This window comes from Actinokineospora alba (genome assembly GCF_004362515.1).
Lineage (GTDB): Bacteria > Actinomycetota > Actinomycetes > Mycobacteriales > Pseudonocardiaceae > Actinokineospora > Actinokineospora alba.
The window spans coordinates 1,432,594-1,454,114 of record NZ_SNXU01000001.1 but is presented as its reverse complement, the minus strand read 5'-3'; the positions used below and the strand labels follow the sequence as shown (position 1 = coordinate 1,454,114).

The following is a 21,521-nucleotide window of genomic DNA, read 5'->3' as shown; positions in this document are numbered from 1 at the left end:
GATCAGCTTCCGAGCGCGTCGACGACGGTGTTCATGACGCCCTTCCAGTACGCGCGCTGACGCTCCCGCTCCTCGGCGTCGGCCAGCCACTCCTGGTGGAAGCGCAGCACCGTCCGATCGCCGTTCGCCGTGACGGCGACCTGGACGGTGCTGTCATGGTCCCAGTCCGCCGGTCGCCAGGTGAGCCGAATCCGGTCGTGCTCGTGGAAACTGCGGACCTCGCCCGCGACCCCGGTGGCCGTCTCGTACCGGAAACCCTTCTCCGGCTTGAGTTCCGCGTCGGGGCCCAGCCACACCGCCGTTCCTTCGGGGCTCGCGATGAAGTCCCAGACCCGGGCGACCGGGTGCGGAACCGTCTTGGACACGCCGATCTGCCAGCCCGCGTCCTTCGTCTGCCCGACCATCACAGTGCTCCCCGTCTCGCATGTAACCGCTATTACCGGTCCTACGACACCGACTATAGTGGTTACATGCGGACGCTGACCAGTCTCACCGGGACGACGTACCAGTTCGAGCCGGGCTGTTTCGGCCTGGAACTGCTGGTCACCGGCGGTCCCGGGCCGGGCGCGGCCTACGAGATCCTGCACACCGCCGACGACCTGGCCGCCTGGCTGCACGACTCGCGCCTGGCCGAGTTGGCGCCACTGACGGACCTGCGCGTGAGCCCAGCGGAACTGGCCAGGGTCAAGCACTTCCGCGACACGCTGTGGTCGGTGGCCAAGGCTGTGGCCGATGGGCGGGCGCCCGCCCCGGCCGAACTCGAAGTCCTCAACGGCTGCGCCGAAGCACCACCCCGCCCGCGCGTGGACCCCGCGACCGGTCAGCGCGCATGGGTCGCTCCGGTGACCGGCACCCAGATACTCGGCGCGGCCGCGCGGGAGGCGATCGACCTGGTCACCACCGACCTGGGGGAGCGGGTCCGCGAGTGCGGCGGGGAGAACTGCTACCTGATCTTCCTCGACACCTCGCGGCCCGGTACCCGCCGCTGGTGCTCGATGCAGCGCTGCGGCAACCGGCACAAGGTCAAGGCCTACCGCTCCCGCCCGTGATCACCGGCGTTTCCGTCACATCGGCTTCGTTTCGAACGTCAGTGGCATGACGGACCGCGACGGAGGAATGGACCGATGGACAAGAACGACCAGCTCGCACGGCGTTTCGAGGCCGACCGTGACCACCTGCGGACGGTCGCCTTCCGCATCCTGGGCTCGATCGCCGAAGCCGACGACGCCGTGCAGGAGTCCTGGTTCCGGCTCACCCGCGCCGACGTCGACGAAGTCGACAACCTGACGGGCTGGCTGACGACCGTCGTCGCCCGCGTCTGCCTGGACATGCTGCGCACCCGCAAGTCCCGCCGCGAGGAACTCGGCGAGGACCTGCCCGAGCCGGTCGCGGGCGACGATCCGGCACGAGAGGCGCTGCTCGCCGACTCGGTGGGTCCCGCTCTGCTGGTGGTCCTGGAGACGCTCGCGCCCGCCGAACGCCTCGCCTTCGTCCTGCACGACCTGTTCGCCGTGCCGTTCGACGAGATCGCCGAGATCGTCGGCCGCACCCCGGCCGCCACCCGCCAGCTGGCCAGCCGCGCCCGCCGCCGGGTCCGCGGCGCCGACCCGGTCACCGACGCCGACCTGCCCCGCCGCCGCCAGATCGTGGACGCCTTCCTGGCCGCCTCCCGCGGCGGCGACTTCGACGCCCTGCTCACGGTGCTCGACCCCGACGTCGTGCTCCGCACCGACAAAGCAGCCCTTGTCGCGGCCGCGGCCAGCCCCGGAGCGCCCGAGCTGGCGAGCGAGGTGCGCGGGGGCGCGGCCGTCGCGAGCTCGTTCCTCGGTCGCGCCCAGGCGGCGCTGCCCGCGCTGGTCGACGGTGCTCCCGCGGCCGTGTGGGCGCCGGACGGCACGCCGCGGGTCGTCTTCGGCTTCACGATCGCCGAGGGGAAGATCGTCGGCATCGAGATCATCGCCGACCAGGAGCGGATCAGCTCTTTCGACGTGGTGGTCGGCTGACTACCAGGTCAAGGCGTTGGCGAGGTCGGCGGCGGGCACCAGGGCGGTGATCGGGCCGATCGGGTTCACCACGAGCGGGTGTCCGTAGAGCAGCTTGGCCAGGTCGCGGCCGCGCACCTCCCGCCATCCCGGCCAGTTCGCCGGGACATGCGCGGCGGAGGTGCAGGCCGGGACCATCACCCGCCCGTCATGGTTCGGGAAACCGGTCACCCCCTGGTCCTCGGCCGACGCGGAGTACAGCAGCAGGGTCGCGTCCAGCACCGCGGGCAGCAGGTCGCGCTGCTCGCGGTGGCGGGTCTTGATCAGCTGGAGCATCTTCTCCAGCGGATTCGACGGCACCGGCATCCGCAGCGCCGCGGGCGAGGGTCGGTAGTCGGCGTTCGGGCGGAACGCCTCACCGATCTCCCCGCGGTCGTCGACCGGGTACGCCCCGACCACACCCCACGGCGGCACGTCCTCGTCGTGCCCGAAGGCCGGGTCGATCACGTAAAGCCAGCTGTTCGGGTTCGCCCGCGCGCCCGCACGCATGTCGAGGGTGATCTCCGGCTCCTCCATGCGGCTCATCGTAGGTTCCCGAGTCACCGCTGGTCACCCTTCGGTACTTTGCGGTCATGGGGACCAACGCAGCACGCCTGGCCGTCAGCAGCGTCACAGCCTTCGCCGCACTCGCGCTGACGGCCTGCTCGGAGCCGACGCCCGCTCCGGTGACCACGACGCCGAAGACCAGCGAATCGACGGAGACGACGGACAAGCCGAGCCCGACGAAGAAGACGACCGCGCCGCCCAAGGTCGACCGCCCCGCGGACAAGGACCTGTCGGCGGTCAACCCGTGCGACGTCATGAACACGCTCAAGCTCAGCGACTACGGCATGGATAACCAAGTCCCCGGCTTCCAGAAGGAATCCTCGATCTTCCCGGGGTCTCAGGGCTGTACCGCGGCGGGGATCACGTCCAATCTGACTGTCGGGATCGAGTCAGTTGTGACCCAGGGAATGAAATCGTGGGTCGAGGGCGCCAATGGGGAGACCAAGCAGATCAAGATCGAGGGGTATCCCGCGGCGACCGTGGCCCCCAAGCGGGGGATCTCCTGCTACGCGGTGGTCGACACCAAGGACGGCCAGATGATGTTCTTCCAGCTCCTGGTGTCCAACGACAGCCGTCAGCCCGTCACACCGCAGCCGGAGTTGTGCACCAGGGTGGTCAAAATGGCGGAAGCGGGCATGAAGGTCGTCCTCGCGCGCTAGCGTCATACCGGAGGCTCGGGGGAGTCTGAAAATTAAGTCAAAGATTCACCCGATGTCGCGGAACCATTCCGCGACCTCACGCATCACAGATACAGTTCGTTGCAAGAGCACAGGACTGAGGGAGTCGAACGGTGTTTCTAGCCGATGGCGGCGGGGGTTCATCCGCACCTGTGGGGCCCACCTATTCCGGTACGCAGACGCTCAAGGTCGAGCCGTCGTCGATCCCGGCAGCGCTGGCCGCATTCCGAGACGCGCAGTACCGGGTGGCCGAGAAGCTGCGAGCCCTCGACGCGCTGCAGATCCCGAAGTGGGCCGACGACCCGGTCAGTGGTGAGACTGCCGAGCAGTTCGCTGAGCGGACCAACGGTGGAGGCGCGGATTCCGCGATCGCCTGCCTGAAGGGTTACGACAAGCAGCTCACGGCCGCTTGTGACGCGCTGCAGCGGTCCTACGACGCTTACATGCTGGTCGAGGGCGACAACACGGCCCGCTGGGGCAAGCACGACAACGGCTAGTAGGCCGCAGACTTTCGCTTGACGACCTGAGGGTGATTCCTATGGTGATGCACCGGTGGCAGGGGTATGACCACCCCACGCTCCACACGATGATCAACAACGGCCCGGGTGCGGCCGCCTCCACTCCGCAGACCACGTACTGGGAAGCGCTGACCACCGAGCTGGCCGAGATCGACGCCGATCTCAACCGCAAGCTCGGCGAGCTCGGCGCGGCCTGGGAGGGCGCGGCGGGCGAGAGCGCCACCGCCGGCCTGACCCCGCTGCAGGCGTGGGCGGCCGACGCCCAGTCCGGCACGAACATGATGAAGTCGTCCACCGAGTACCAGGCCGACATGATCTCCCGCGCCCGGGCCGAGATGCCCGAGCCGGTCGAGATCTCCACGCCCGCGCCCTCGGGCTGGGCGAAGGTCGCCGCCGGTGCCGCGCTGCTGACCGGCAACGCCGGTCCCGCCGCGGCCGTCGCCGGGCAGGCGATGGACCACGAGGCCCAGGAAGCCGAGCAGGACCGGGCTTCGCAGAAGGCCGTCGACACCATGGACTCGTACCAGAACAGCAGCGAGTTCAACCGCAACACGCTGGGCACCTTCGTCCCGCCGCCGGACGTGGTCGTCTCCACGCCCGAGCCCGCGGGCACGTCGGGTTCGGCTGTCGGCAACTTCAACTCCGGCTACTCGGGCAACAACGGCAACGGCAACTACACCTCGCCGTCCGGTTACTCGGGCGCGCCCAACACCGGCAGCGGTTACGTCGCCCCGGCGGGCACCGGCGGCGGCCAGTACGTGGGTCCCCCGTCCGGCACGCCCACGCTGCCGAGCGGCTACGTCCCGCCCACGGGCACCACGCCGCAGGGCTACGTCCCGCCGACGGTCACCCCTGGTGGACCGCCCGCGCCGAACCAGCTCGTCCCCGGCGGCACCAACGGGCCGAACAACCCGAGCTTCACCGGCAACCTCCCGCCGACCAGCAACCCGTCCTCGCCGAACAGCACCAACAACCCCGGCGCGGGCAAGTCCGCGACGGGCGGTGCGGGCGGCAAGGGCGGCCTCGGCCAGGGCGGCATGGGCCAGGCGGGCGACGCGTCGCGCCAGGCGGGCCAGATGGGCAAGGGCGGCATGGCGGGTGCCGGTGGCTTCGGCCAGGCCGGTCCCGGTGGTCCGGGCGGTGCTCGCGGCGGTGCCGCGGGTGCGGGCAAGGGCATGGGCGGCGGCATGGGTGGCGCTCGCGGTGCCCAGAGCGAGGAAGACGAAGAGTACGAGTTGGCGAACTACCTCGTGGAAACCGAGGACGTGTTCGGTGACGACCGCATGGTCGCCCCCACCGTCATCGGCGAGACCAGCGAGCAGTGATGCCGTTCGGAGCCATGATCGAGGTGGAGAGCGAGCCCGTCTCGCTCTCCGCCCTCGAATTCGACGTCCTGTGGGAGCACCTGTCGCCCGGCGCCATGCCGCTGATCGTCAAGGTGCCGTCCCCGGGCAAGACCTACGAGGAACGCGCCGCCATCGAGGAGCGCGTCTGGGCTGATCTCGACGCCCGGGGCCTGGGCCGCAAGGTCGACGTGCACCCGGAGATCGAGCACCTGTTCGGCATCATCGCCCGCCCCGACCGCGAGGTCGACGGCCGTGCGTGGGCCGGGCGCGGTGTGCGGCTGATGACCGGGGTGGCCGGTCCCAACGCGGCGCTGGCCGTGATGCGGGACAACCAGATCACCCTGAGCCGCATCTCCCCGGAGTCGCTGGCGTCGGCCGCGGTCGGTGTCCTGCCGAGCTGGCAGGGCGGCCCCGGCCAGTCCGTCACGCTGCGGACCGACGACTTCGAGGCCGCGGCCAAGTCCACCGACGGCACCCAGAAGAGCTTCGAGGCGGCCCTGCTCGGCCGCGGCGTCCGCACGGACGACGCCCGGGCCCTCGCCACGATGATCGGCGACGTCCAGGGCACCGGGAACTTCGGTGCCGCCGTGCGCGACCGCCTTGGCCGCCGCCAGCGCGCCGCCCGGGTCGTGTCCTTCTTCGACACCCCCGACGGCCGCTACGTCCAGGTCCGCAAGGCCTCCTCGGACGGCAACTTCTGGACCACCATCTCGCCCGCCGACACCCGCAAGCTCGTGCACCTGGTGGACGAGATGCTGGCCGAGGCGATGCGGTCGACCGAGTCCTGAGTTGCCCGGCCGCAAACGTGTCGATCCCGCCGAGCTCCGCACCGCGGTGCGGGCTTGGCGGGACGCGGGCGACCAGCCGCCCCGACCGGTCCTCGCGGCCGCGGTCCGGCTGAGCCTGCGCACCCTGGAGGACATCGCTCCCGGCCGCAGCGTCGAAGTGCGGGTACCGCCCTTCGCCGCCGTCCAGTGCGTCGAAGGCCCACGCCACACCCGAGGGACACCGCCCAACGTGATCGAGACCGACCCGACCACCTGGCTCGCCCTCGCCACCGGCGAACTGTCGTGGCCCGACGCGGTGTTGACCGGCCGGGTCACCGCCTCGGGCGCCCGCGCCGACCTCTCGGCGCTGCTCCCGTTGCTCAGCATCGAATGAGCACCCTGTTCACCGCCGCCGATGGCACCAAGCTCGCTTATCACCGGCGTGGGACCGGGCCGGTGCTCGTGTGCCTGCCCGGCGGGCCCGGTCGGGCCTCGTCTTATCTCGGTGATCTCGGCGGCCTGACCGACAGCCATGAACTGGTGTTCCTGGACCACCGGGGAACCGGGGACTCGGCGGAGTCCGCAGACCCGACCGCGTACCGCTGCGATCGTCTTGTCGACGACGTGGAGGCGCTGCGGGCGCACCTCGGGCTTGAGCGAATGAACCTCGTCGGGCACTCGGCGGGCGGCAACGTCGCCACCCTCTATGCGGCCCGCTTTCCACACCGGCTCCACCGGCTGGTGTTGGTCACGCCCGGTCTCCGCGCGGTCGGACTCGACACAGTCGGGTTCGAGGAGGCGATCGAAGCCAGGTCCGCCGAACCGTGGTTCCGCACCGCCCGGCCCGCCATGGACGCCTGGCAGCGGGCCGCCGCCGAGGGCCGGGACTACGCGGAGATCATGCCGCTGAGGATGGCCGCGGCACCGTTCGCCTACGGGCAGTGGAACGCGGTCACGCAGGCCCATGCCGCGGCCGAGCCGAAGCAGCGTGGCCGCGCCGCGGCCGAGGGGTTCTACGCGGGATTCGAGCCCGACACGGGCGCCGTCCGCGAAGCGCTGCGCGCGGTGACGGCGCCGGTCCTGGTGGTCGCGGGTGCGCTGGATCCGGCGCCGACCCCAGCCGCCGCGCGCGCTCTTGTCGATCTCTTCCCCAACGCCGAGCCCGCGGTGCTGCCGGATGCGAGCCACTTCCCCTGGGTGGACGACCCGAAGGCGTTCACCGAAGCGGTCGGCGAGTCAGTCCGCTAGGTCCGGTCCTGCGAGTCCGGTACGTAGGCGCTGCCTGCGCAGGACCGCGTACAGCCCCACCGCTCCGACCAGAGCCAATCCCGCGTACACCGCCAGCAGCGCCGGCGGAGTCGTGCCCGTGAGGGCGTCGCCCAAGGTCACCACGGCGATGGTCCCGGGGAGGCTGCCGACCACTGTGCCCGCCAGGAACGGCCCGAGGCGGACGGTCGAGATGCCGCAGCAGTAGTTCATCGGGGCGAACGGGATCATCGGGATGAGCCGCAGCGAGATCATTCCTGCGATCCCGCCCCCGCTGAGCCGCGCGTTCACCGTGCGCACCGCGTCGCGTTCCAGGTGGGATTCCATCCACTTGCGGCCGAGCCCGCGGGCCAGCAGGAACGCCGTCCACGCCGCCAGGCCCGTCGCGAGCATGGCCACCGCGACGCCCAGTGCCTCGCCGAGGAGGAGTCCGGCCGAGAGGTTGAACACGGTCCGCGGGATCGGCACCACGGTCAGGACGGCGTAGACCGCCAGGAACACCACCGGGGTCGCCCACCCGGCTGCCGCCGCCCAGCCGCGCACTTCCGCCGGACTGGGCACGGGCGCCAGCGATCCCGCCACCACCAAGGCGACGAGGCTCGCGAGGGCGATGATCAGTGCTTTTCGTCCGGACACCGGACACACGGTAATGGCAACGCGGGACACGTGACGCGGGCCACCGTCCGATTGTCGGCATCACACGATCGAGCACTTACACTTGGGTGCAGCCTCACTCCATCCACAGGGAGCGCTCCGGTGGTCACCGACCAGTTCTCGACTGGCCCAGTCACATCCGACCCCAACATCGACCAGCCGGAACCTGAGCCCCGCGAAGAATGCGGAGTCTTCGGCGTCTGGGCGCCTGGTGAGGAAGTCGCGAAACTCACCTACTACGGCCTGTACGCGCTGCAGCACCGTGGGCAGGAAGCCGCGGGCATCTCCGTCGCCGACGGCGCGCAGATCGTCGTGTTCAAGGACCTCGGGCTCGTCAGCCAGGTCTTCGACGAGCAGGTCCTGTCCTCCCTTCGCGGCCACGTCGCCGTCGGGCACTGCCGCTACTCGACCACCGGGTCGACCACGTGGGAGAACGCCCAGCCGACGTTCCGGACCACCGCCATCGGCAGCGGTCTGTCCCTGGGCCACAACGGCAACCTGGTCAACACCGCCGAACTGCGCGACCGCGCCACCGAACTGGGCGTCGCCACCCGCAACGGCGCGACGACCGACTCCGACCTGCTGACCGGTCTGCTGGCCGCCGCGGCCGCCGACAAGGGCATCGAGCAGGCCGCCATGGAGCTGCTGCCGACCGTGCGCGGCGCCTACTGCCTGGTCTTCTCCGACGAGTCCACCCTCTACGCCGCCCGCGACCCGCACGGTGTCCGGCCGCTCGTGCTCGGCCGCCTCGAGCGCGGCTGGGTCGTGGCCAGCGAGACCGCCGCCCTCGACATCGTCGGCGCGTCGTTCGTCCGCGAGGTCGAGCCCGGCGAGCTGATCGCGATCGACGCCGACGGGCTGCGCTCATCGCGCTTCGCCACCCCGGAGCCCAAGGGCTGCATCTTCGAGTACGTCTACCTCGCCCGCCCGGACACCACGATCTCCGGCCGCGGCGTGCACGCCACCCGGGTCGAGATCGGCCGCAAGCTGGCCGCCGAGTTCCCGGCCGAGGCCGACCTGGTCATCCCGGTCCCGGAGTCCGGCACCCCGGCCGCGATCGGCTACGCGCAGGCCAGCGGCATCCCGTACGGCTCCGGCCTGGTCAAGAACGCCTACGTCGGCCGGACGTTCATCCAGCCGTCGCAGACCATCCGCCAGCTCGGTATCCGGCTCAAGCTCAACCCGCTGCGCGACGTCATCCGCGGCAAGCGGCTCGTCGTCGTCGACGACTCGGTGGTGCGCGGCAACACCCAGCGCGCGCTGGTCCGGATGCTTCGCGAAGCGGGTGCCCTAGAGGTGCACGTGCGGATCGCGTCGCCGCCCGTGCGCTGGCCCTGCTTCTACGGCATCGACTTCGCCTCCCGCGCCGAGCTCGTCGCCAACGGCCTCGACCTCGACGGCATCCGCCGCTCCATCGGCGCGGACTCGTTGGGCTACGTCTCGCTCGACGCGTTGGTCGCGGCGACCGAGCAGCCCAAGAGCAGGCTCTGCTCGGCCTGCTTCGACGGCAAGTACCCGATCCCGCTGCCGGAGGACATCCACATCGGCAAGCACCTCCTGGAGGGGATCGAGAAGGGCGTCGCGGGCTCCGCTGCCCCGGTCCTCACCACCGGGTACGGTGCCGAGGACGCATTGCGCCGTCCCTGATCTCGCGTTCCTACAAACAGTGATTCGAGTTATGACTGACACCAGCGAGTCCCAGCCCGTCTCCGCCAGTGCCACTTACGCCGCCGCGGGGGTGAGCATCGAGGCCGGTGATGAGGCCGTCGAGAAGCTCAAGCCGTGGGCGGAGAAGGCGATCCGGCCCGAGGTGATGGGTGGCATCGGCGGTTTCGCCGGGCTGTTCAAGCTCAAGCTCGACCGCTGGAAGGAGCCGATCCTCGCCTCCTCCACCGACGGTGTCGGCACCAAGATCGCGGTCGCCCAGGCCCTCGACATCCACGACACCGTGGGCATCGACCTGGTCGCCATGGTCGTCGACGACCTCGTGGTCTGCGGCGCCGAGCCGCTGTTCATGCAGGACTACATCGCCGTCGGCAAGGTCATCCCCGACCGCGTCGCCGCGCTGGTCAAGGGCATCTCCGAGGGCTGTGTCCTCGCGGGCTGCGCGCTGCTGGGCGGCGAGACCGCCGAGCACCCCGGCCTGATGGCCGACGGCGCCTACGACCTGTCCGGCACCGGTGTCGGCGTCGTCGAGGCCGACCAGCTGCTCGGCCCGGACAAGGTCCGCCCCGGCGACGTGCTGATCGCCATGGCGTCCTCCGGCCTGCACTCCAACGGCTACTCGCTGGCCCGGCACGTCCTGCTGGAGATCGGCCGGATGCCGCTGGAGGGCCACGTCGAGGAGTTCGGCCGCACCCTCGGCGAGGAGATGCTCGAACCTACCCGGATCTACGCCAAGGACTGCCTGGCGCTGTGCGCGGAGACCGAGGTCCGCACCTTCGCCCACGTCACCGGCGGCGGCCTCGCGGCCAACCTGGCCCGGGTCATCCCGCACGGCCTGCACGCCGACCTCGACCGCGGCACCTGGACGCCGAAGCCGGTGTTCTCGCTGATCGCCCAGCGCGGCCGGGTCGAGCGGGTCGAGATGGAGCGCACGTTCAACATGGGCGTCGGCATGGTCGCCGTCGTCGCGCCCGAGGACGTCGACCGGGCGCTGGCGGTCCTCACCGCCCGGCACGTGCCCGCGTGGGTGCTCGGCGATGTCCGCCCCGCCGAGGACGCCGACGCCCCGCGCGCGGTGCTGCTCGGAGATCACCCCAGGTTCTGAGGCAACCCGCGGTCCCGCCCGGCCGTATTAACAGGTGAGGGCGGGAGGGGCCGGTGTCCGATCGCGACGCGGAATTCGGGGAATACCTGGACAGCCGTGCCGTCGTCATGCGCCGAACCGCTTACTTGTTGAGCGGGGGCGACTGGCATCGCGCGGAGGACCTTGTGCAGACCACGCTGGCGAAGATCTACGTCGCCTGGCCGCGGCTCAACCGCGCGGGCAACGTCGACGCCTACGCGCGCAAGATCATGGTCCGCACCGCCATCGATGAATCCCGCCGCGCGTTCCGCAGACGCGAGAACGTGGTCGGTGACCTCCCGGAGATCGGCGTCCCACCCGCCGGGGTGGACGACGCCGTCGACGTCCGGCGGGCGCTGGCGCAGCTGCCGCCGGGGCAGCGCGCGGTAGTCGTCCTGCGGTACTGGGAAGACCTCTCCGTCGCGGAGACCGCGCAGGCGCTCGGGAAGAGCGAGGGCACGATCAAGAGCCAGGCGTCCAAGGGACTCGCCGCCCTGCGTGAACTGCTGGCGGCAGGCCGTGTCGCGCTGGAGGGATCACCATGCCCGACGACGTGAGGGACCTGCTGGGCCGCGCCCTCGACGGCGAACCGCCGCTCGGCATCGACCGCGACAAGGTCTTCGCCGAGGGCCGGGCGCGGCTGCGACGCAGGCGCTCGATCGCGATCAGCGGGGTGGCCACCGCGGTGGTCGCCGCGGCTCTCGGCACCACGGCGCTGGCAGGCGGGCTGCTCAGCCAGCCCGCGGGTGACGTCAGCCCGGCCGCGTCGCCGAGCGGGCCCGTGCCGCCGCTGAACCCGTCCACCACCCAGTCCCCGAGCCGGTCGGAGGGCGCCGGGTCGATCGTCGTCTGGCGTGAGCTGTCCGACGCGGTGCGCCCGGGAAGCCCGCTGTGGCCGAGCGAGGTCACCGGTGTCCGCGGGACCGGGCAGGGTCCCGGCGAGTTCCAGTTCCGCGGACCGGTGCTGACCGTGCACCTGGCCAGTTCCACGGGTGCGCGCCGGTTGACGATCACCCTTGAGCCGTCGGGCACCCTGCGCCTGTTCTGCCGCTCGGGTGAGGACTGCCACCTCCAGGAGAACGTCGACGGCACCGTGATCAGGACCAAGATCGAGCATGACGGCGACCGCGAGACCGTGCTGGTCAACATCCGGCGCTCCAACGGTCGCGAGGTCTCTGTAGTCGAGAGCCCCGCCGCCGATCATGGGCGGCCCGGCAGGCTGCTCTCCGTCGAACTGCTCGCGACAATCGGCACCTTCCCGGGCCTGGCTTAAACCGGTTCCGCGTGTCAGAGCCGGTACGGCATGCTTTGTGGCGTGGCTGAAGAACTGGTGGTGTCCGGAAAGCTGGTGATTCCGGCGACCGAGCTGCGTGAGCGGTTCTCTCGGTCGTCCGGTCCCGGCGGCCAGGGCGTGAACACCGCCGACAGCCGCGTCGAGCTGTCCTTCGACGTCGAGCGCTCGCCGTCGGTCCCCGACGACCTGCGCCCCCGCCTCCTCGCCCGCCTGGGAAACCGGCTGGTCGACGGCGTGGTGACGATCGCCGCCAGCGAATACCGGGCGCAACTCGCCAACCGTGCCGCGGCCCGCGAGCGGCTCGCCACGCTGCTGCGGCAGGCCGCCGAACCGCCACCGCCCGCGCGCAGGCCGACCAAGCCGTCGCGCCGGGCCAAGGAGCGGCGGATCACCGCGAAGAAGCAGCGCGGCGAGACCAAGCGTGGCCGCCGCGCGCCCTCCGCCGAGTGATCTGAACCACAACGGGAACACGGGTCGGGTGACCGGTGCTGAACAGTTCGTAGTCATACGAACTAGCCCGGAGGATCCCGTGAGCCTGCTGTTCAGCCCGCTGACCTTGCGCTCGGTCACCCTGCCCAACCGGGTCGTGGTCAGCCCCATGTGCCAGTACTCCGCGCGCGACGGCCTGCCGAACGACTGGCACCTGGTGCATCTGGGTTCCCGGGCGGTCGGCGGGGCGGGCCTGGTGTTCGCCGAGGCCACCGCGGTCGAGCCCGAAGGCCGGATCTCGCCGGAGGACACCGGGCTCTGGTCGAGCGAGCACGTCGAGGCGTGGCGGCCGATCACCGCGTTCATCGCCGCGCACGGCGCCGTGCCGGGCATCCAACTGGCGCACGCGGGCCGCAAGGCCTCCACCTACAGCCCGTTCGCCGGTCACGGTGGGGTGGCCGACGCCGACGGCGGCTGGACCCCGGTCGCGCCGACGACCGACGCCTTCGTCCCCGAGTACCGCGTTCCCGTGGCGCTCGACGAGGCCGGGATCGCCGCCATCGTGACCAGGTTCGCCCAGGCCGCGCGGCACGCCGTCGAGGCGGGGTTCAAGGTCGTCGAGATCCACGCCGCCCACGGCTACCTGCTGCACGAGTTCCTCTCGCCGCTGTCCAACACCCGCGCGGACGGCTACGGCGGCTCCTTCGAGGGCCGGACGCGGTTCGCCGTCGAGGTGGTGCGCGCGGTGCGCGAGGCGGTCGGCGAGGACGTGCCGGTGTTCGTCCGGATCTCCGCGTCGGACTGGACCGAGGGCGGGCTGACCGTCGACGACAGCGTGGAGATCTCGCGGGTGCTGGCCGAGGCGGGAGCGGACCTGATCGACGTCTCCAGCGGCGGCAACGTCCCGCACGCCAAGATCACCACCGGACCCGGCTACCAGGTGGCGTTCGCCGACGCGATCAAGCGCAAGGCCGACGTGCTGACCGCGTCGGTCGGGGAGATCACCGACGCGCGCCAGGCGGAGGGGGTGCTGGCGGACGGATCGGCCGACCTGGTGCTCGTCGGACGGGAATTGCTTCGGGATCCCTACTGGGCGCTCCGTGCGGCCACCGAACTCGGTGACAGTGCGGCCGTGCCCGCCCAGTACCGGAGTGTCTCGTACTGAGGGTGCGCCGAACCGAGCTGTGTGCTCCGATGTCGAGCCATGAAGACCGCCCCGGTCAGGGGGCGGTCTTCATGGCTTTACGGAGGGGGATGCGGCGTGGTGGGTCCGTCACCAAATGCGGTGTGACGGACCCTGAGTCATCGCCGGTATTCGTCGTACTCGTCGTCGGACGAGTCGTCGAATTGGTCACTGCTGTCGTGACCGTCGTCTTTGCCGCCCGACAGCTCACGCTGTAGGGCGTCGAAGTCCGTGGCGTGTGAGCTGTACTTGAGCTCCCGGGCCACCTTCGTCTGCTTGGCCTTAGCTCGGCCGCGCCCCATGGCTCGACCCCCTCGCACAGTGACGGGGCGGCCGGGGGAACGGCGGCCCCGTAGATGTCGACAGTTGATTCCTGGTAACTACCGTACCGTGCCGAAGGGGTTCGATGCGACGCGGCATGGTGTGCAGAACCCGACACCTGGCCGAACACTCGCCCGAGGGCGTCGATCGCCACAGTCCGTGAAACCATGAGCGCGTGCCTCGTCCGTTCGTCGCCTACCTCCGGGTGTACGAGCCGTTGTCTTCTTTCGGTGGATCACTGGGGGATTTGCTCCGCGCCGTGATCGAGGACGGCGCGGTCGAGCACGCCCAGGCAGGCGTCCGCGAACGCGAGGTGTGGTTCCGATCACAGCTCGCCAACGCCACCCTGCCCGGCGAGCTGCCTGACGGCCGCCCCTCGCCCAGTTCGGTCCGCGACGTCCTGGTGATCGACCCGGCCGAGGTCCACTGCGAGGACGCCACCGTGGGGCCGGGCCCGCTCGTGTGCCCGATGGACGTCCGCGCACGGTCCGCGGCGGCCCTGATGGGCTTCCTGGAGACGTCCACGCCGATGCTGCGGGCGGCGATGCTGTCGGACTCGCCGGAGCGCCTGCGGGCGCGGGCGGCCACCATCCTTGGCGACCAGCCCAACGGGTCGGTGCACATCGTGTCGACCACGTGGACGGTGCCGCTGCCGTGGTTCTCGCTGGTCGACCCCGCCCACCGGCACATCGTCGTGGCGCCTCGGGACGACCCGCGGCGGCAGGTGTTCTGGCGGGTGGCGATGGGCGACGCCCGGCGGCGGATCGAGCGGGCGGCGACGCTGGCTGAGCAGACGTTCGGGGATGCCGGGCCTACGCGGGTGTTGATCGACACCGCTGCTTGGTTGGAGAACTTCGACGACGCGTCGGCGGTTGAGCTGGACTATGGCGGGTTGGTGCAGCTGTTCTCTGATGAGGAGCTGTTGGAGGACACGTCGGCCGATGACGTGAACGGGATCTTGGACGCTATTGAGGCTTCTGATGCTGGGGAAGTTGCTGAGCGGTTTACGAAGCTTCGGGATTTTTGGGCTGGGATGGCTATTCGGGAACGCTTCAACTGAGCCGTCTTGCCTGGCTGGGGTGCCTGTTCGGGTGGTTCGCCTTGATTTGGGGACCCCTAGAAATGGGCCTGCGCGGGTAAAGCGGGCAGGATAGGGAAACTGCCCCGCGCCGCGAAAGTTTAGGCCCATTTCACCCCAAATCAAGGCGAACCACCCGAACAGGCCGTTGGGTTCGGCCCGTTGACGTTGGGGGGAGTGAGGGCGGGGGTCAGCCCAAGTCGTCGAGCAGGCCTGGGCGCAGTCGCGCGGAGCCGACGGGGACGCCGCCGCCCAGGATTTCTCGTTCGGCCATGTCGGCCAGCGCGGGAGCGTCGTAGCCCAGTGCTCGTAGGACGCCCACCAACAGCGGAGTGCGCGGTCGTGGTGCGCCATCGTCGATCTTCATTGCCGCCGACGTGCCGTCCGCCAAGACCATCGCGTGCACGCCTTCCGCGCCGCCCTTGACCAGGACGCCGGGGATAGCCTGCATCAGTTCCGTGTCGTCGCGGTCGGTGCCTCCGACCAGGTGTGGATACGCCCGCATCGCGTCGGCTACGCGCCTGCGGCGGGTGCCGGGTTCGGCGAGGACCAGCCTGCGGTAGCCCGTGGCCAGGCCTTCCAAGGTCAACGCGAACAGTGGGGCACCGCAGCCGTCGACGCCGATGGTGCTGATGTCCTCGCCGGTCATTTCGGCGACGGTGTCGGCGATCGCGGCCTGGGCCGGGTGGTCCGGGTCCAGGTACGACCGGACATCCCAGCCGAGTTGGACGCTGGTGGCCAACATCGCCGCGTGTTTGCCCGAGCAGTTCATCGCCGCGGACCGCTTGCCGCCGCCGCCGGCGATCACCCGGTTGCGGGCGGCCTGGTTGAGCGGCCAGTCGGGTGGGCAGCCCAGGTCGGACTCGGTCAGGCCGTTCTTGCCCAGGATTCCGAGGACCTGCTCCACATGCTCGGTCTCACCGCTGTGCGACGCGCAGCCGACGGCCAGGTCGGCGTCGTCGGGCAGGTCCAGGCCGGCGCGGAGCAGGCCGAGGCCCTGCAGGGGCTTGTTGCAGGAGCGGGTGAAGACCGGTTCGCGGACCTCGCCCAGGGCAAGGAGGATCTCGCCGCCCGGATCGAGCACCACCAAAGAGCCGCGGTGCACGGATTCCACGAATCCGGAGCGGAGGACTTCGACCAGTACGGGATTCAGCTGGGCTCTCGTTTCGCGCGTTCGGCGGCCAGGAGATCGTCGACCGAGGCGCTGCCCGCGCGGTAGCGGCTGCCGATCTGCTCGTTCAGCAGATCCATCACCACCTGCACCTGGCGCCGCCGCTGCGACACCGAGGCCTCTTCGGCCTGGTAGGTCCGCAGGGCGAGGTCGAGGCGCTCGTCCGGCAGGCTGACCACGTCGGTCAGGTCCGCGTCCGAGACCAGGGCCTCGACGTGCCTGCGGTGCGCTTCGGCGCGTGAGGGCTCCAAGGTCTGGTAGCGGCCCGAACCCATCGCCGGGCCCACCGCGTTGTCGGCGAGGATCGCGGCGAGTTGGTCGACCACCGACTGGGACCCGCCCGTCGCCCGGCGCTTCTGCTCGGCCTTGACGATGTCGATCCGCCCGTGGAGCAGTCTGCGCATGTAGGAGAGGTCGGTCTCCTCCTGCGCGGCGTCGTCGCGTCGCGCACGGACCTCGACGAGGTCTAGCTGGTCGAGGTTCTCGACATAGTCAGGCGACAGCACTCGGTCGATGCGCCTGCGCCCACCGGGGCGGACTTCGATCACGCGCACATCCTCCGATAAATCGTGCCTCGCCGCCATACCGTGACTAGCTAATCACTCCCTAGCTTGTCACCCCGAGCAGCACTCGCGCGTCATCGGGCTTGATCGGCGGACGCTGGGCGATCCGCGCGAGACCCGACGCACGTGCGACCAACTGGGCGTTGTCCTTGACCCGTTCGCCACGCGCGTAGGAGATGGTGTCTTCCATCCCGACCCGGACGTGCCCGCCAGCCGACAGGGCGGCGAACAGGATCGGCAGGGTCGAGCGGCCCACGCCGGTCGCGGAGAAGGTCGCGCCCTCGGGGATCAGCCGCAGCGCCGCGGCGAACGTCTCGGTGTCGCCGGGCATGCCGCCGGGCACGCCCATGACCAGGTCCAGGTGCACGTGGCCGCCCGCGGGCAGGCCGTGCTGGTCGAGCAGCCTGCGCAGGGCGGTCAGGTGGCCGAGGTCGAAGATCTCGTACTCGGGGACGATGCCCCGGTCCTGCATCCGCTTGTGCAGCTCGACGATGAAGTCCCAGCGGTTGAGGAACACGTCGTCGCCGAAGTTGAGGGTGCCCATCGAGCACGACGCCGAGTCGGGCATCGCGTCGAGGACGCGCAGCCGGTGCTCCTCCGGATCGGTGACCGCGCCGCCGGTGGAGAGCTGCACGATGAGGTTCGTGCTCTCCCGCACGGCGGCGACCGTGTCCTTGAGCCGCTGCAGGTCCAACGACGGCTTCGCGTCGTCGTCGCGGATGTGGATGTGGATCATCGCGGCGCCGACGCGCTCACAGTCGCGCGCGGTGGCGACGAGCTCGTCCAGGGTGACCGGCAGGTTCGGCACGTCGGATTTGGCGTGCTCGGCACCGGTCGGGGCGACCGTGATCAACGTGCCCGGAGATGTCGACATGGCGCCGATCCTGGCATACCGAGCCTCTGGTGCCTTAATGCCGGAGGCCCTGAGCCGCCACTCGGCCCAGCGCGGGCGTGTCCGGCGGGATGGAGTCCGGGTCGACCGAGGCCTGGGTGGACTCGCCCGCGACCAGCTCGGCCCCGGCCCCGACGGACCGCTTCAGCAGGGCGAGCGCGATCGGGCCCAGTTCGTGGTGCTGGGCGACCGACCCGACCCGACCGACGACCTTCTCGCTGCTGCGGACCGCATCGCCGGTGTCGGGCAGGCTGTCCGCGCTGCCGTCGAGGTGGAGCAGCAGCATCCGGCGCGGCGGCCTGCCGACGTTGTGGACCTTGGACACCGTCTCCTGGCCGCGGTAGCAGCCCTTGGCCACGTGCGCGGCCGACGGCACCCAGTTGACCTCGTGCGGGATCGTCTTCTCGTCGGTGTCGACGCCGAGCCGGGGCTTGCCCGACTCCACGCGCAACGCCTCGAAGCCGAACGTGCCCATCGGGCGCGCGCCCGCGTCGGTCAGCTTGGTCCACCACGCGACCAGCTCGGCCCGGGGAACCAGCAGGTCGGCGGCGTCGTGGCCGGGCCACGGCATCCGCCGGACGACGACGTCAGCACCTTCCGCGACGGCGTACTCGCCCGCCGCGACGGGCAGTCCGACGCGTGCCAGCAGCTCCGGGGTCTCCGGGCCGACCAGCGACAGGACCGCGCGCTCGGCGCTCGCGTCGCGCGGCTCGACCTTCGACCAGAAGACCATCTGCTGGAAGTACTCCAACAGCGAGACCTGACCACCGCGCGCGCCGGAGGCCTGCGCCCCGCGCTCGGTGTCGATCCACACCGTGTCGCCCGCGTGGGCCAGCAGCATGTGCGCGTCGACCCGGCCCTGGCTGTCGAGCACCAGCGCTTCGGTGCCCGCGCCGTCGGCCAGGGCGGTGACGTGCTGGGAGATGACCAGGTGCAGCCAGGCCAGCCGCTCCTCGCCCGGGACCGCGATGACCTCGCGGTGCGACCGGTCGACGACGGCGACCTTGCGGGCGGCGGCCCGCTGCTCGGCGAACGGGTCGCCCCAGTGCCAGGCGACACCCGAGTCCACCGCCCCGTCCGGCGGGGAGATGGCCCCGGGCAGGTCGAGGATCGGCGAGCGAGGTGTCACGAAGACTCCTGGGTGCAGGTGCGGCAGGTACCGGACAGGGCGAGATGGCTTGCGTCTAGTACGAACCCGTGGGCGGCCCGGACTGTTCCGGCGAGCCCTTCCATCATCGACCGCGGGATCTCATCGATGTGGCCACAGCGGTGGCAGACGAGGTGGACGTGCTGGTGTTCGTGCACCGAGTAGGTCGGCGCGCCGTGGCCCAGGTGGGTGTGGCGGACCAGGCTGAGACTCTCCAGCAGCTCCAGCGTGCGGTAGATCGTGGTGATGTTGACCGACGGCGTGGTCCGCTGCACATGCTGGCAGACCTGCTCGGGCGTGGCGTGCTCGAGTTCGATCAGGGCGTCGAGGACCAGCTGCCGCTGAGGGGTCATGCGCATGCCGCGCTCGTGCAGCGTCGTGCGCAGTTCCTCGCGGTTTCCCAGGGTCTCCACCCAGCCGATGTTAGGCCCTCGGCGGGCGTAAAGTGCGGCCATGCGCGTGTTGGTGATGCTTGACGGAACCCATGCCGACGCGGACCACCCGCACATCCGGGTCGACGACCTCGGCTTGCTGCGCGGCGACGGCGTCTTCGAGACCGTCCTCGTGGTCGACGGGCAGCCCCGCGAGCTCGGCCCGCACCTCGACCGGCTGGCCCGGTCGGCGGCGATGCTGAACCTGCCCGCGCCGGACCTGGCCGCCTGGGAGCGCGTTTCGCGCCAGGTGATCGACAGCTGGACCGACAGCGGTGAATTCGCGCTCAAGCTCGTCTACACGCGTGGTCCGGAGTTCGGCGACGGCAGCACCACGGCGTTCGCCCTGGGCATGGCCATCGGTCCCAGGACGTTCACCCACCGCGAGGCGGGCGTGGCGGCGCTGACGCTCGACCGGGGGTTCGACCCGTCGATCGTGGAGCGCGCGCCCTGGCTGCTGCTCGGCGCGAAGACGCTGTCGTACGCGCTCAACATGGCCGCGCTGCGCTACGCCGAGGCGCACGGCGCCGACGAGGCGATCTTCATCGCGTCCGACGGCTCCGTCCTGGAAGGCCCCACGGCGACGATCGTGCTCGTCGAGGGCGACACCATGCGCACCACCCCGCCGACCATCGGCATCCTGCCCGGCACGACCCAGGCCGCCCTGTTCCGCGCGGCCGAGCGGTCCGGCTGGACGACGAAGACCGAACCGATCCACCGCGACGAACTCGAGAACGCCGAGGGCCTGTTCCTGGTCTCCAGCGTCCGCAAGATCACCCGCGTGCACACCCTCGACGGCGTCGAACTCCCCGACTCGGTCAAGCTCCACACCGAACTCAGCGCCCTCTACGAGTCCGAATACCCCTGACCCGCGAGTCGCCCCGTCCAGCAAGTGAGTCGCCCCTTCGGGCGACTGAGTTCGACCTTCGCTACCCGGTGGCCCGCAGGCGGATCTTGGTGCCCGGCCGCGCCTGCGCCAGCGCGGGCATCCCGCGCGGGTCGACCACGCCGATCACCGGGTAGCCGCCGGTCGTCGGGTGGTCGTTGAGGAAGATCACGGGCTTGCCGTTCGCGGGCACCTGGACCGCGCCGGTCACCACGCCTTCGCTGGTCAGCTCGCGCCCGGCGAACTCGGGCGCGCGGGTCACCGGGTCGCCCAGCAGCCGCAGGCCGACGCGGTTGCTCTCCGGCGAGACCGCCCACGTCAGCTTCGCGAACTGGGCCGACGGGTCGGTGAACCAGTCGTCGCGCGGGCCGAGCAGGACCGGGATCGTCAGGTGGTCGGCGGGGCTCGGCGGCGGCACGGCGTCCTCGCCGACCGGCGGGCCAGTCGGGGTGCCCAGCGGCAGCACGTCACCGGCCCGCAGCGGTTCCGGGCCGATGCCCGAGAGGACGTCGGTCGACCGCGACCCCAGTTGCGGAGCGACCTCGATGCCCCCGGAGACCGCGACGTAGCAGCGCAGCCCGGACCGCGGTGAGCCCAGCTCGATGACCTGGCCCGCCCGCAGGTGGACGGGGGTGTGCGAACCGGCGTCGCGGCCGTCGACCGCGACCGGCACGCTCGGCCCGGTCACCGCCACGGTGCACGACCCCTCCGCGCGCAGCCGCAGCCCGCCCAGCACGGATTCGATGCCCGCCGCGTCCTCGGAGTTGCCCGCGAGCCGGTTGGCCAGCCGCAGCGACGGCTCGTCCAGCGCACCGGACGGCGGGACGCCGAGGTGGGCGTTGCCGGGTCGGCCGAGGTCCTGGATCAGGGCCTGCGGTCCGGTGGCGAGGACGGTCACGGCTCGGGTCATCGCGCCTCGAAGCGGACACGGTCGCCCGGGGCCAGCAGCGACGCCGGGGTGCGGGCCGGGTCGAACAGCGCGTCGGTGTCGTCGGCGAGCCTGCCCAGCAGCCGCCAGCCACCGGGCGAGGACCGCGGGTAGACGCCGGTGAACTCGCCCGCGACGCCGATCGCGCCCACCGGGACGCGCGTGCGGGGCGTGTCGAGCCGGGGCTGGCGCAGCGGTTCGGGAAGGCCGGTCAGGTAGGCGAAACCGGGCGAGAAACCGCAGAACGCCACGGTGTACTCGGCGCTGGTGTGCAGGGCGACGGTGTCTTCGACAGACAACCCGGCGGTCTCGGCGACGAGTTCCAGGTCCGGCCCGTCGTACACCGACGGCAGGACCACGGTCCGGGAATCCGAGACCGGCGCGTTGGACAGGTCGGCGTTGTCCAGGAGTTCGCTGACCTGCTTGAGCCTGCCCGCGCCGGACGCGAACGACACGAGCACGGTCCGCGCGGCGGGAACCAGCTCGACGACACCGGGCAAATCGGCCAGTGCGGCCCGCGCGGCGGCGACCTCGGTCAGCGAGTCCAGCTCCACCAGGACCGCGGCCGCGCCGCACCGCCGCAGCCGCACGGCC

Annotated in this window: 27 protein-coding genes; 16 read left to right on the top strand and 11 right to left on the bottom strand. The window is 71.0% G+C overall.

What is annotated here, in order from left to right:
- Nucleotides 1–2: 2 nt before the first annotated feature.
- Nucleotides 3–404, bottom strand: a complete 402-nt coding sequence (locus C8E96_RS06915; RefSeq protein WP_091376287.1) for an SRPBCC family protein — start codon at nucleotides 402–404, stop codon at nucleotides 3–5.
- Nucleotides 405–470: 66 nt separating this feature from the next.
- On the opposite strand from C8E96_RS06915, the gene C8E96_RS06910 reads away from it, so the two are divergent.
- Complete coding sequence (locus C8E96_RS06910) at nucleotides 471–1,049, top strand: CGNR zinc finger domain-containing protein (RefSeq protein WP_091376284.1); 579 nt, start codon at nucleotides 471–473, stop codon at nucleotides 1,047–1,049.
- Nucleotides 1,050–1,124: 75 nt separating this feature from the next.
- A complete protein-coding gene (locus C8E96_RS06905) occupies nucleotides 1,125–2,003 on the top strand; it encodes a sigma-70 family RNA polymerase sigma factor (RefSeq protein ID WP_091376281.1) in 879 nt (292 codons plus the stop codon).
- Here C8E96_RS06905 and C8E96_RS06900 read toward each other — a convergent pair whose 3' ends face one another.
- A complete protein-coding gene (locus C8E96_RS06900; RefSeq protein ID WP_228769944.1) occupies nucleotides 2,004–2,558 on the bottom strand; it encodes a type VII secretion system-associated protein in 555 nt (184 codons plus the stop codon).
- 56 nt (nucleotides 2,559–2,614) lie between these two features.
- On the opposite strand from C8E96_RS06900, the gene C8E96_RS06895 reads away from it, so the two are divergent.
- From C8E96_RS06895 to C8E96_RS06870, 6 genes are all read left to right on the top strand, one after another.
- The gene (locus tag C8E96_RS06895) at nucleotides 2,615–3,247 is read left to right on the top strand and encodes a DUF3558 family protein (RefSeq protein ID WP_091376274.1); all 633 of its coding nucleotides are present in this window, start codon (nucleotides 2,615–2,617) and stop codon (nucleotides 3,245–3,247) included.
- 170 nt (nucleotides 3,248–3,417) lie between these two features.
- Nucleotides 3,418–3,762 (top strand): hypothetical protein, encoded by a 345-nt coding sequence (locus C8E96_RS06890; RefSeq protein ID WP_091376270.1) that lies wholly within the window; start codon nucleotides 3,418–3,420, stop codon nucleotides 3,760–3,762.
- 41 nt (nucleotides 3,763–3,803) lie between these two features.
- Nucleotides 3,804–5,108 (top strand): PPE domain-containing protein, encoded by a 1,305-nt coding sequence (locus C8E96_RS34385; protein ID WP_091376268.1) that lies wholly within the window; start codon nucleotides 3,804–3,806, stop codon nucleotides 5,106–5,108.
- Complete coding sequence (locus C8E96_RS06880) at nucleotides 5,108–5,917, top strand: ESX secretion-associated protein EspG (protein ID WP_091376264.1); 810 nt, start codon at nucleotides 5,108–5,110, stop codon at nucleotides 5,915–5,917. Before C8E96_RS34385 ends, C8E96_RS06880 begins: the two co-directional genes overlap by 1 nt.
- Before the next feature lies 1 nt (nucleotide 5,918).
- Entirely contained in the window at nucleotides 5,919–6,290 is a 372-nt protein-coding gene (locus C8E96_RS06875; protein ID WP_091376261.1) for a sterol carrier family protein, read from the top strand.
- Nucleotides 6,287–7,144, top strand: coding sequence for an alpha/beta fold hydrolase (locus C8E96_RS06870; RefSeq protein WP_091376258.1), 858 nt, complete (start codon nucleotides 6,287–6,289; stop codon nucleotides 7,142–7,144). The genes C8E96_RS06875 and C8E96_RS06870 overlap by 4 nt, the downstream gene beginning before the upstream one ends.
- Here the strand turns inward: C8E96_RS06870 and C8E96_RS06865 are convergent.
- Entirely contained in the window at nucleotides 7,133–7,798 is a 666-nt protein-coding gene (locus tag C8E96_RS06865) for a TVP38/TMEM64 family protein (RefSeq protein ID WP_091376255.1), read from the bottom strand. The two genes, C8E96_RS06870 and C8E96_RS06865, sit on opposite strands and share 12 nt — an antisense overlap.
- Before the next feature lie 120 nt (nucleotides 7,799–7,918).
- Between C8E96_RS06865 and purF the strand changes: the two genes are divergently transcribed.
- From purF to C8E96_RS06835, 6 genes are all read left to right on the top strand, one after another.
- A complete protein-coding gene (gene purF, locus C8E96_RS06860; protein ID WP_091376252.1) occupies nucleotides 7,919–9,463 on the top strand; it encodes an amidophosphoribosyltransferase in 1,545 nt (514 codons plus the stop codon).
- Nucleotides 9,464–9,494: 31 nt separating this feature from the next.
- Nucleotides 9,495–10,586, top strand: a complete 1,092-nt coding sequence (gene purM / locus C8E96_RS06855) for a phosphoribosylformylglycinamidine cyclo-ligase (protein ID WP_091376249.1) — start codon at nucleotides 9,495–9,497, stop codon at nucleotides 10,584–10,586.
- Between the two features lie 53 nt (nucleotides 10,587–10,639).
- Nucleotides 10,640–11,161, top strand: a complete 522-nt coding sequence (locus C8E96_RS06850; RefSeq protein WP_091376246.1) for a SigE family RNA polymerase sigma factor — start codon at nucleotides 10,640–10,642, stop codon at nucleotides 11,159–11,161.
- Nucleotides 11,146–11,877, top strand: a complete 732-nt coding sequence (locus tag C8E96_RS06845; protein WP_091376242.1) for a hypothetical protein — start codon at nucleotides 11,146–11,148, stop codon at nucleotides 11,875–11,877. The genes C8E96_RS06850 and C8E96_RS06845 overlap by 16 nt, the downstream gene beginning before the upstream one ends.
- Nucleotides 11,878–11,919: 42 nt before the next feature.
- Complete coding sequence (arfB, locus tag C8E96_RS06840; protein ID WP_228769943.1) at nucleotides 11,920–12,348, top strand: alternative ribosome rescue aminoacyl-tRNA hydrolase ArfB; 429 nt, start codon at nucleotides 11,920–11,922, stop codon at nucleotides 12,346–12,348.
- A gap of 79 nt (nucleotides 12,349–12,427) precedes the next feature.
- Nucleotides 12,428–13,492, top strand: coding sequence for an NADH:flavin oxidoreductase/NADH oxidase (locus C8E96_RS06835; protein WP_091376236.1), 1,065 nt, complete (start codon nucleotides 12,428–12,430; stop codon nucleotides 13,490–13,492).
- Nucleotides 13,493–13,629: 137 nt separating this feature from the next.
- Here the strand turns inward: C8E96_RS06835 and C8E96_RS06830 are convergent, their stop codons facing one another.
- On the bottom strand, nucleotides 13,630–13,812 hold the full coding sequence (locus tag C8E96_RS06830; protein WP_091376232.1) for a DUF3073 domain-containing protein: 183 nt from the start codon (nucleotides 13,810–13,812) through the stop codon (nucleotides 13,630–13,632).
- A 194-nt stretch (nucleotides 13,813–14,006) separates the two neighbouring features.
- Between C8E96_RS06830 and C8E96_RS06825 the strand changes: the two genes are divergently transcribed.
- The gene (locus C8E96_RS06825) at nucleotides 14,007–14,891 is read left to right on the top strand and encodes a hypothetical protein (protein WP_091376228.1); all 885 of its coding nucleotides are present in this window, start codon (nucleotides 14,007–14,009) and stop codon (nucleotides 14,889–14,891) included.
- A gap of 208 nt (nucleotides 14,892–15,099) precedes the next feature.
- Here C8E96_RS06825 and C8E96_RS06820 read toward each other — a convergent pair whose 3' ends face one another.
- Genes C8E96_RS06820 through C8E96_RS06800 form a run of 5 tightly spaced genes read right to left on the bottom strand, consistent with a single transcriptional unit; the run spans nucleotide 15,100 to nucleotide 19,041 of the window.
- Nucleotides 15,100–16,050 (bottom strand): asparaginase, encoded by a 951-nt coding sequence (locus C8E96_RS06820; protein WP_267463831.1) that lies wholly within the window; start codon nucleotides 16,048–16,050, stop codon nucleotides 15,100–15,102.
- Nucleotides 16,051–16,058: 8 nt separating this feature from the next.
- On the bottom strand, nucleotides 16,059–16,628 hold the full coding sequence (locus C8E96_RS06815) for an RsiG family protein (protein WP_091376222.1): 570 nt from the start codon (nucleotides 16,626–16,628) through the stop codon (nucleotides 16,059–16,061).
- A gap of 58 nt (nucleotides 16,629–16,686) precedes the next feature.
- Nucleotides 16,687–17,517 (bottom strand): BKACE family enzyme, encoded by an 831-nt coding sequence (locus C8E96_RS06810; RefSeq protein WP_091376218.1) that lies wholly within the window; start codon nucleotides 17,515–17,517, stop codon nucleotides 16,687–16,689.
- A 34-nt stretch (nucleotides 17,518–17,551) separates the two neighbouring features.
- On the bottom strand, nucleotides 17,552–18,664 hold the full coding sequence (gene ygfZ / locus C8E96_RS06805) for a CAF17-like 4Fe-4S cluster assembly/insertion protein YgfZ (RefSeq protein ID WP_091376215.1): 1,113 nt from the start codon (nucleotides 18,662–18,664) through the stop codon (nucleotides 17,552–17,554).
- Nucleotides 18,661–19,041: a Fur family transcriptional regulator gene (locus C8E96_RS06800; protein ID WP_228769973.1), complete on the bottom strand. Its 381-nt coding sequence runs from the start codon at nucleotides 19,039–19,041 to the stop codon at nucleotides 18,661–18,663. The genes ygfZ and C8E96_RS06800 overlap by 4 nt, the downstream gene beginning before the upstream one ends.
- 94 nt (nucleotides 19,042–19,135) lie before the next feature.
- Here C8E96_RS06800 and C8E96_RS06795 point away from each other — a divergent pair, with 94 nt between their 5' ends.
- Nucleotides 19,136–19,981 (top strand): aminodeoxychorismate lyase, encoded by an 846-nt coding sequence (locus C8E96_RS06795; RefSeq protein ID WP_091376210.1) that lies wholly within the window; start codon nucleotides 19,136–19,138, stop codon nucleotides 19,979–19,981.
- 61 nt (nucleotides 19,982–20,042) lie between these two features.
- On the opposite strand, the gene C8E96_RS06790 is transcribed toward C8E96_RS06795, so the two are convergent.
- Nucleotides 20,043–20,909, bottom strand: coding sequence for a 5-oxoprolinase subunit C family protein (locus tag C8E96_RS06790; RefSeq protein WP_091376207.1), 867 nt, complete (start codon nucleotides 20,907–20,909; stop codon nucleotides 20,043–20,045).
- Entirely contained in the window at nucleotides 20,906–21,517 is a 612-nt protein-coding gene (locus C8E96_RS06785) for a 5-oxoprolinase subunit B family protein (RefSeq protein ID WP_091376204.1), read from the bottom strand. The genes C8E96_RS06790 and C8E96_RS06785 overlap by 4 nt, the downstream gene beginning before the upstream one ends.
- Between the last annotated feature and the right edge of the window lie 4 nt (nucleotides 21,518–21,521).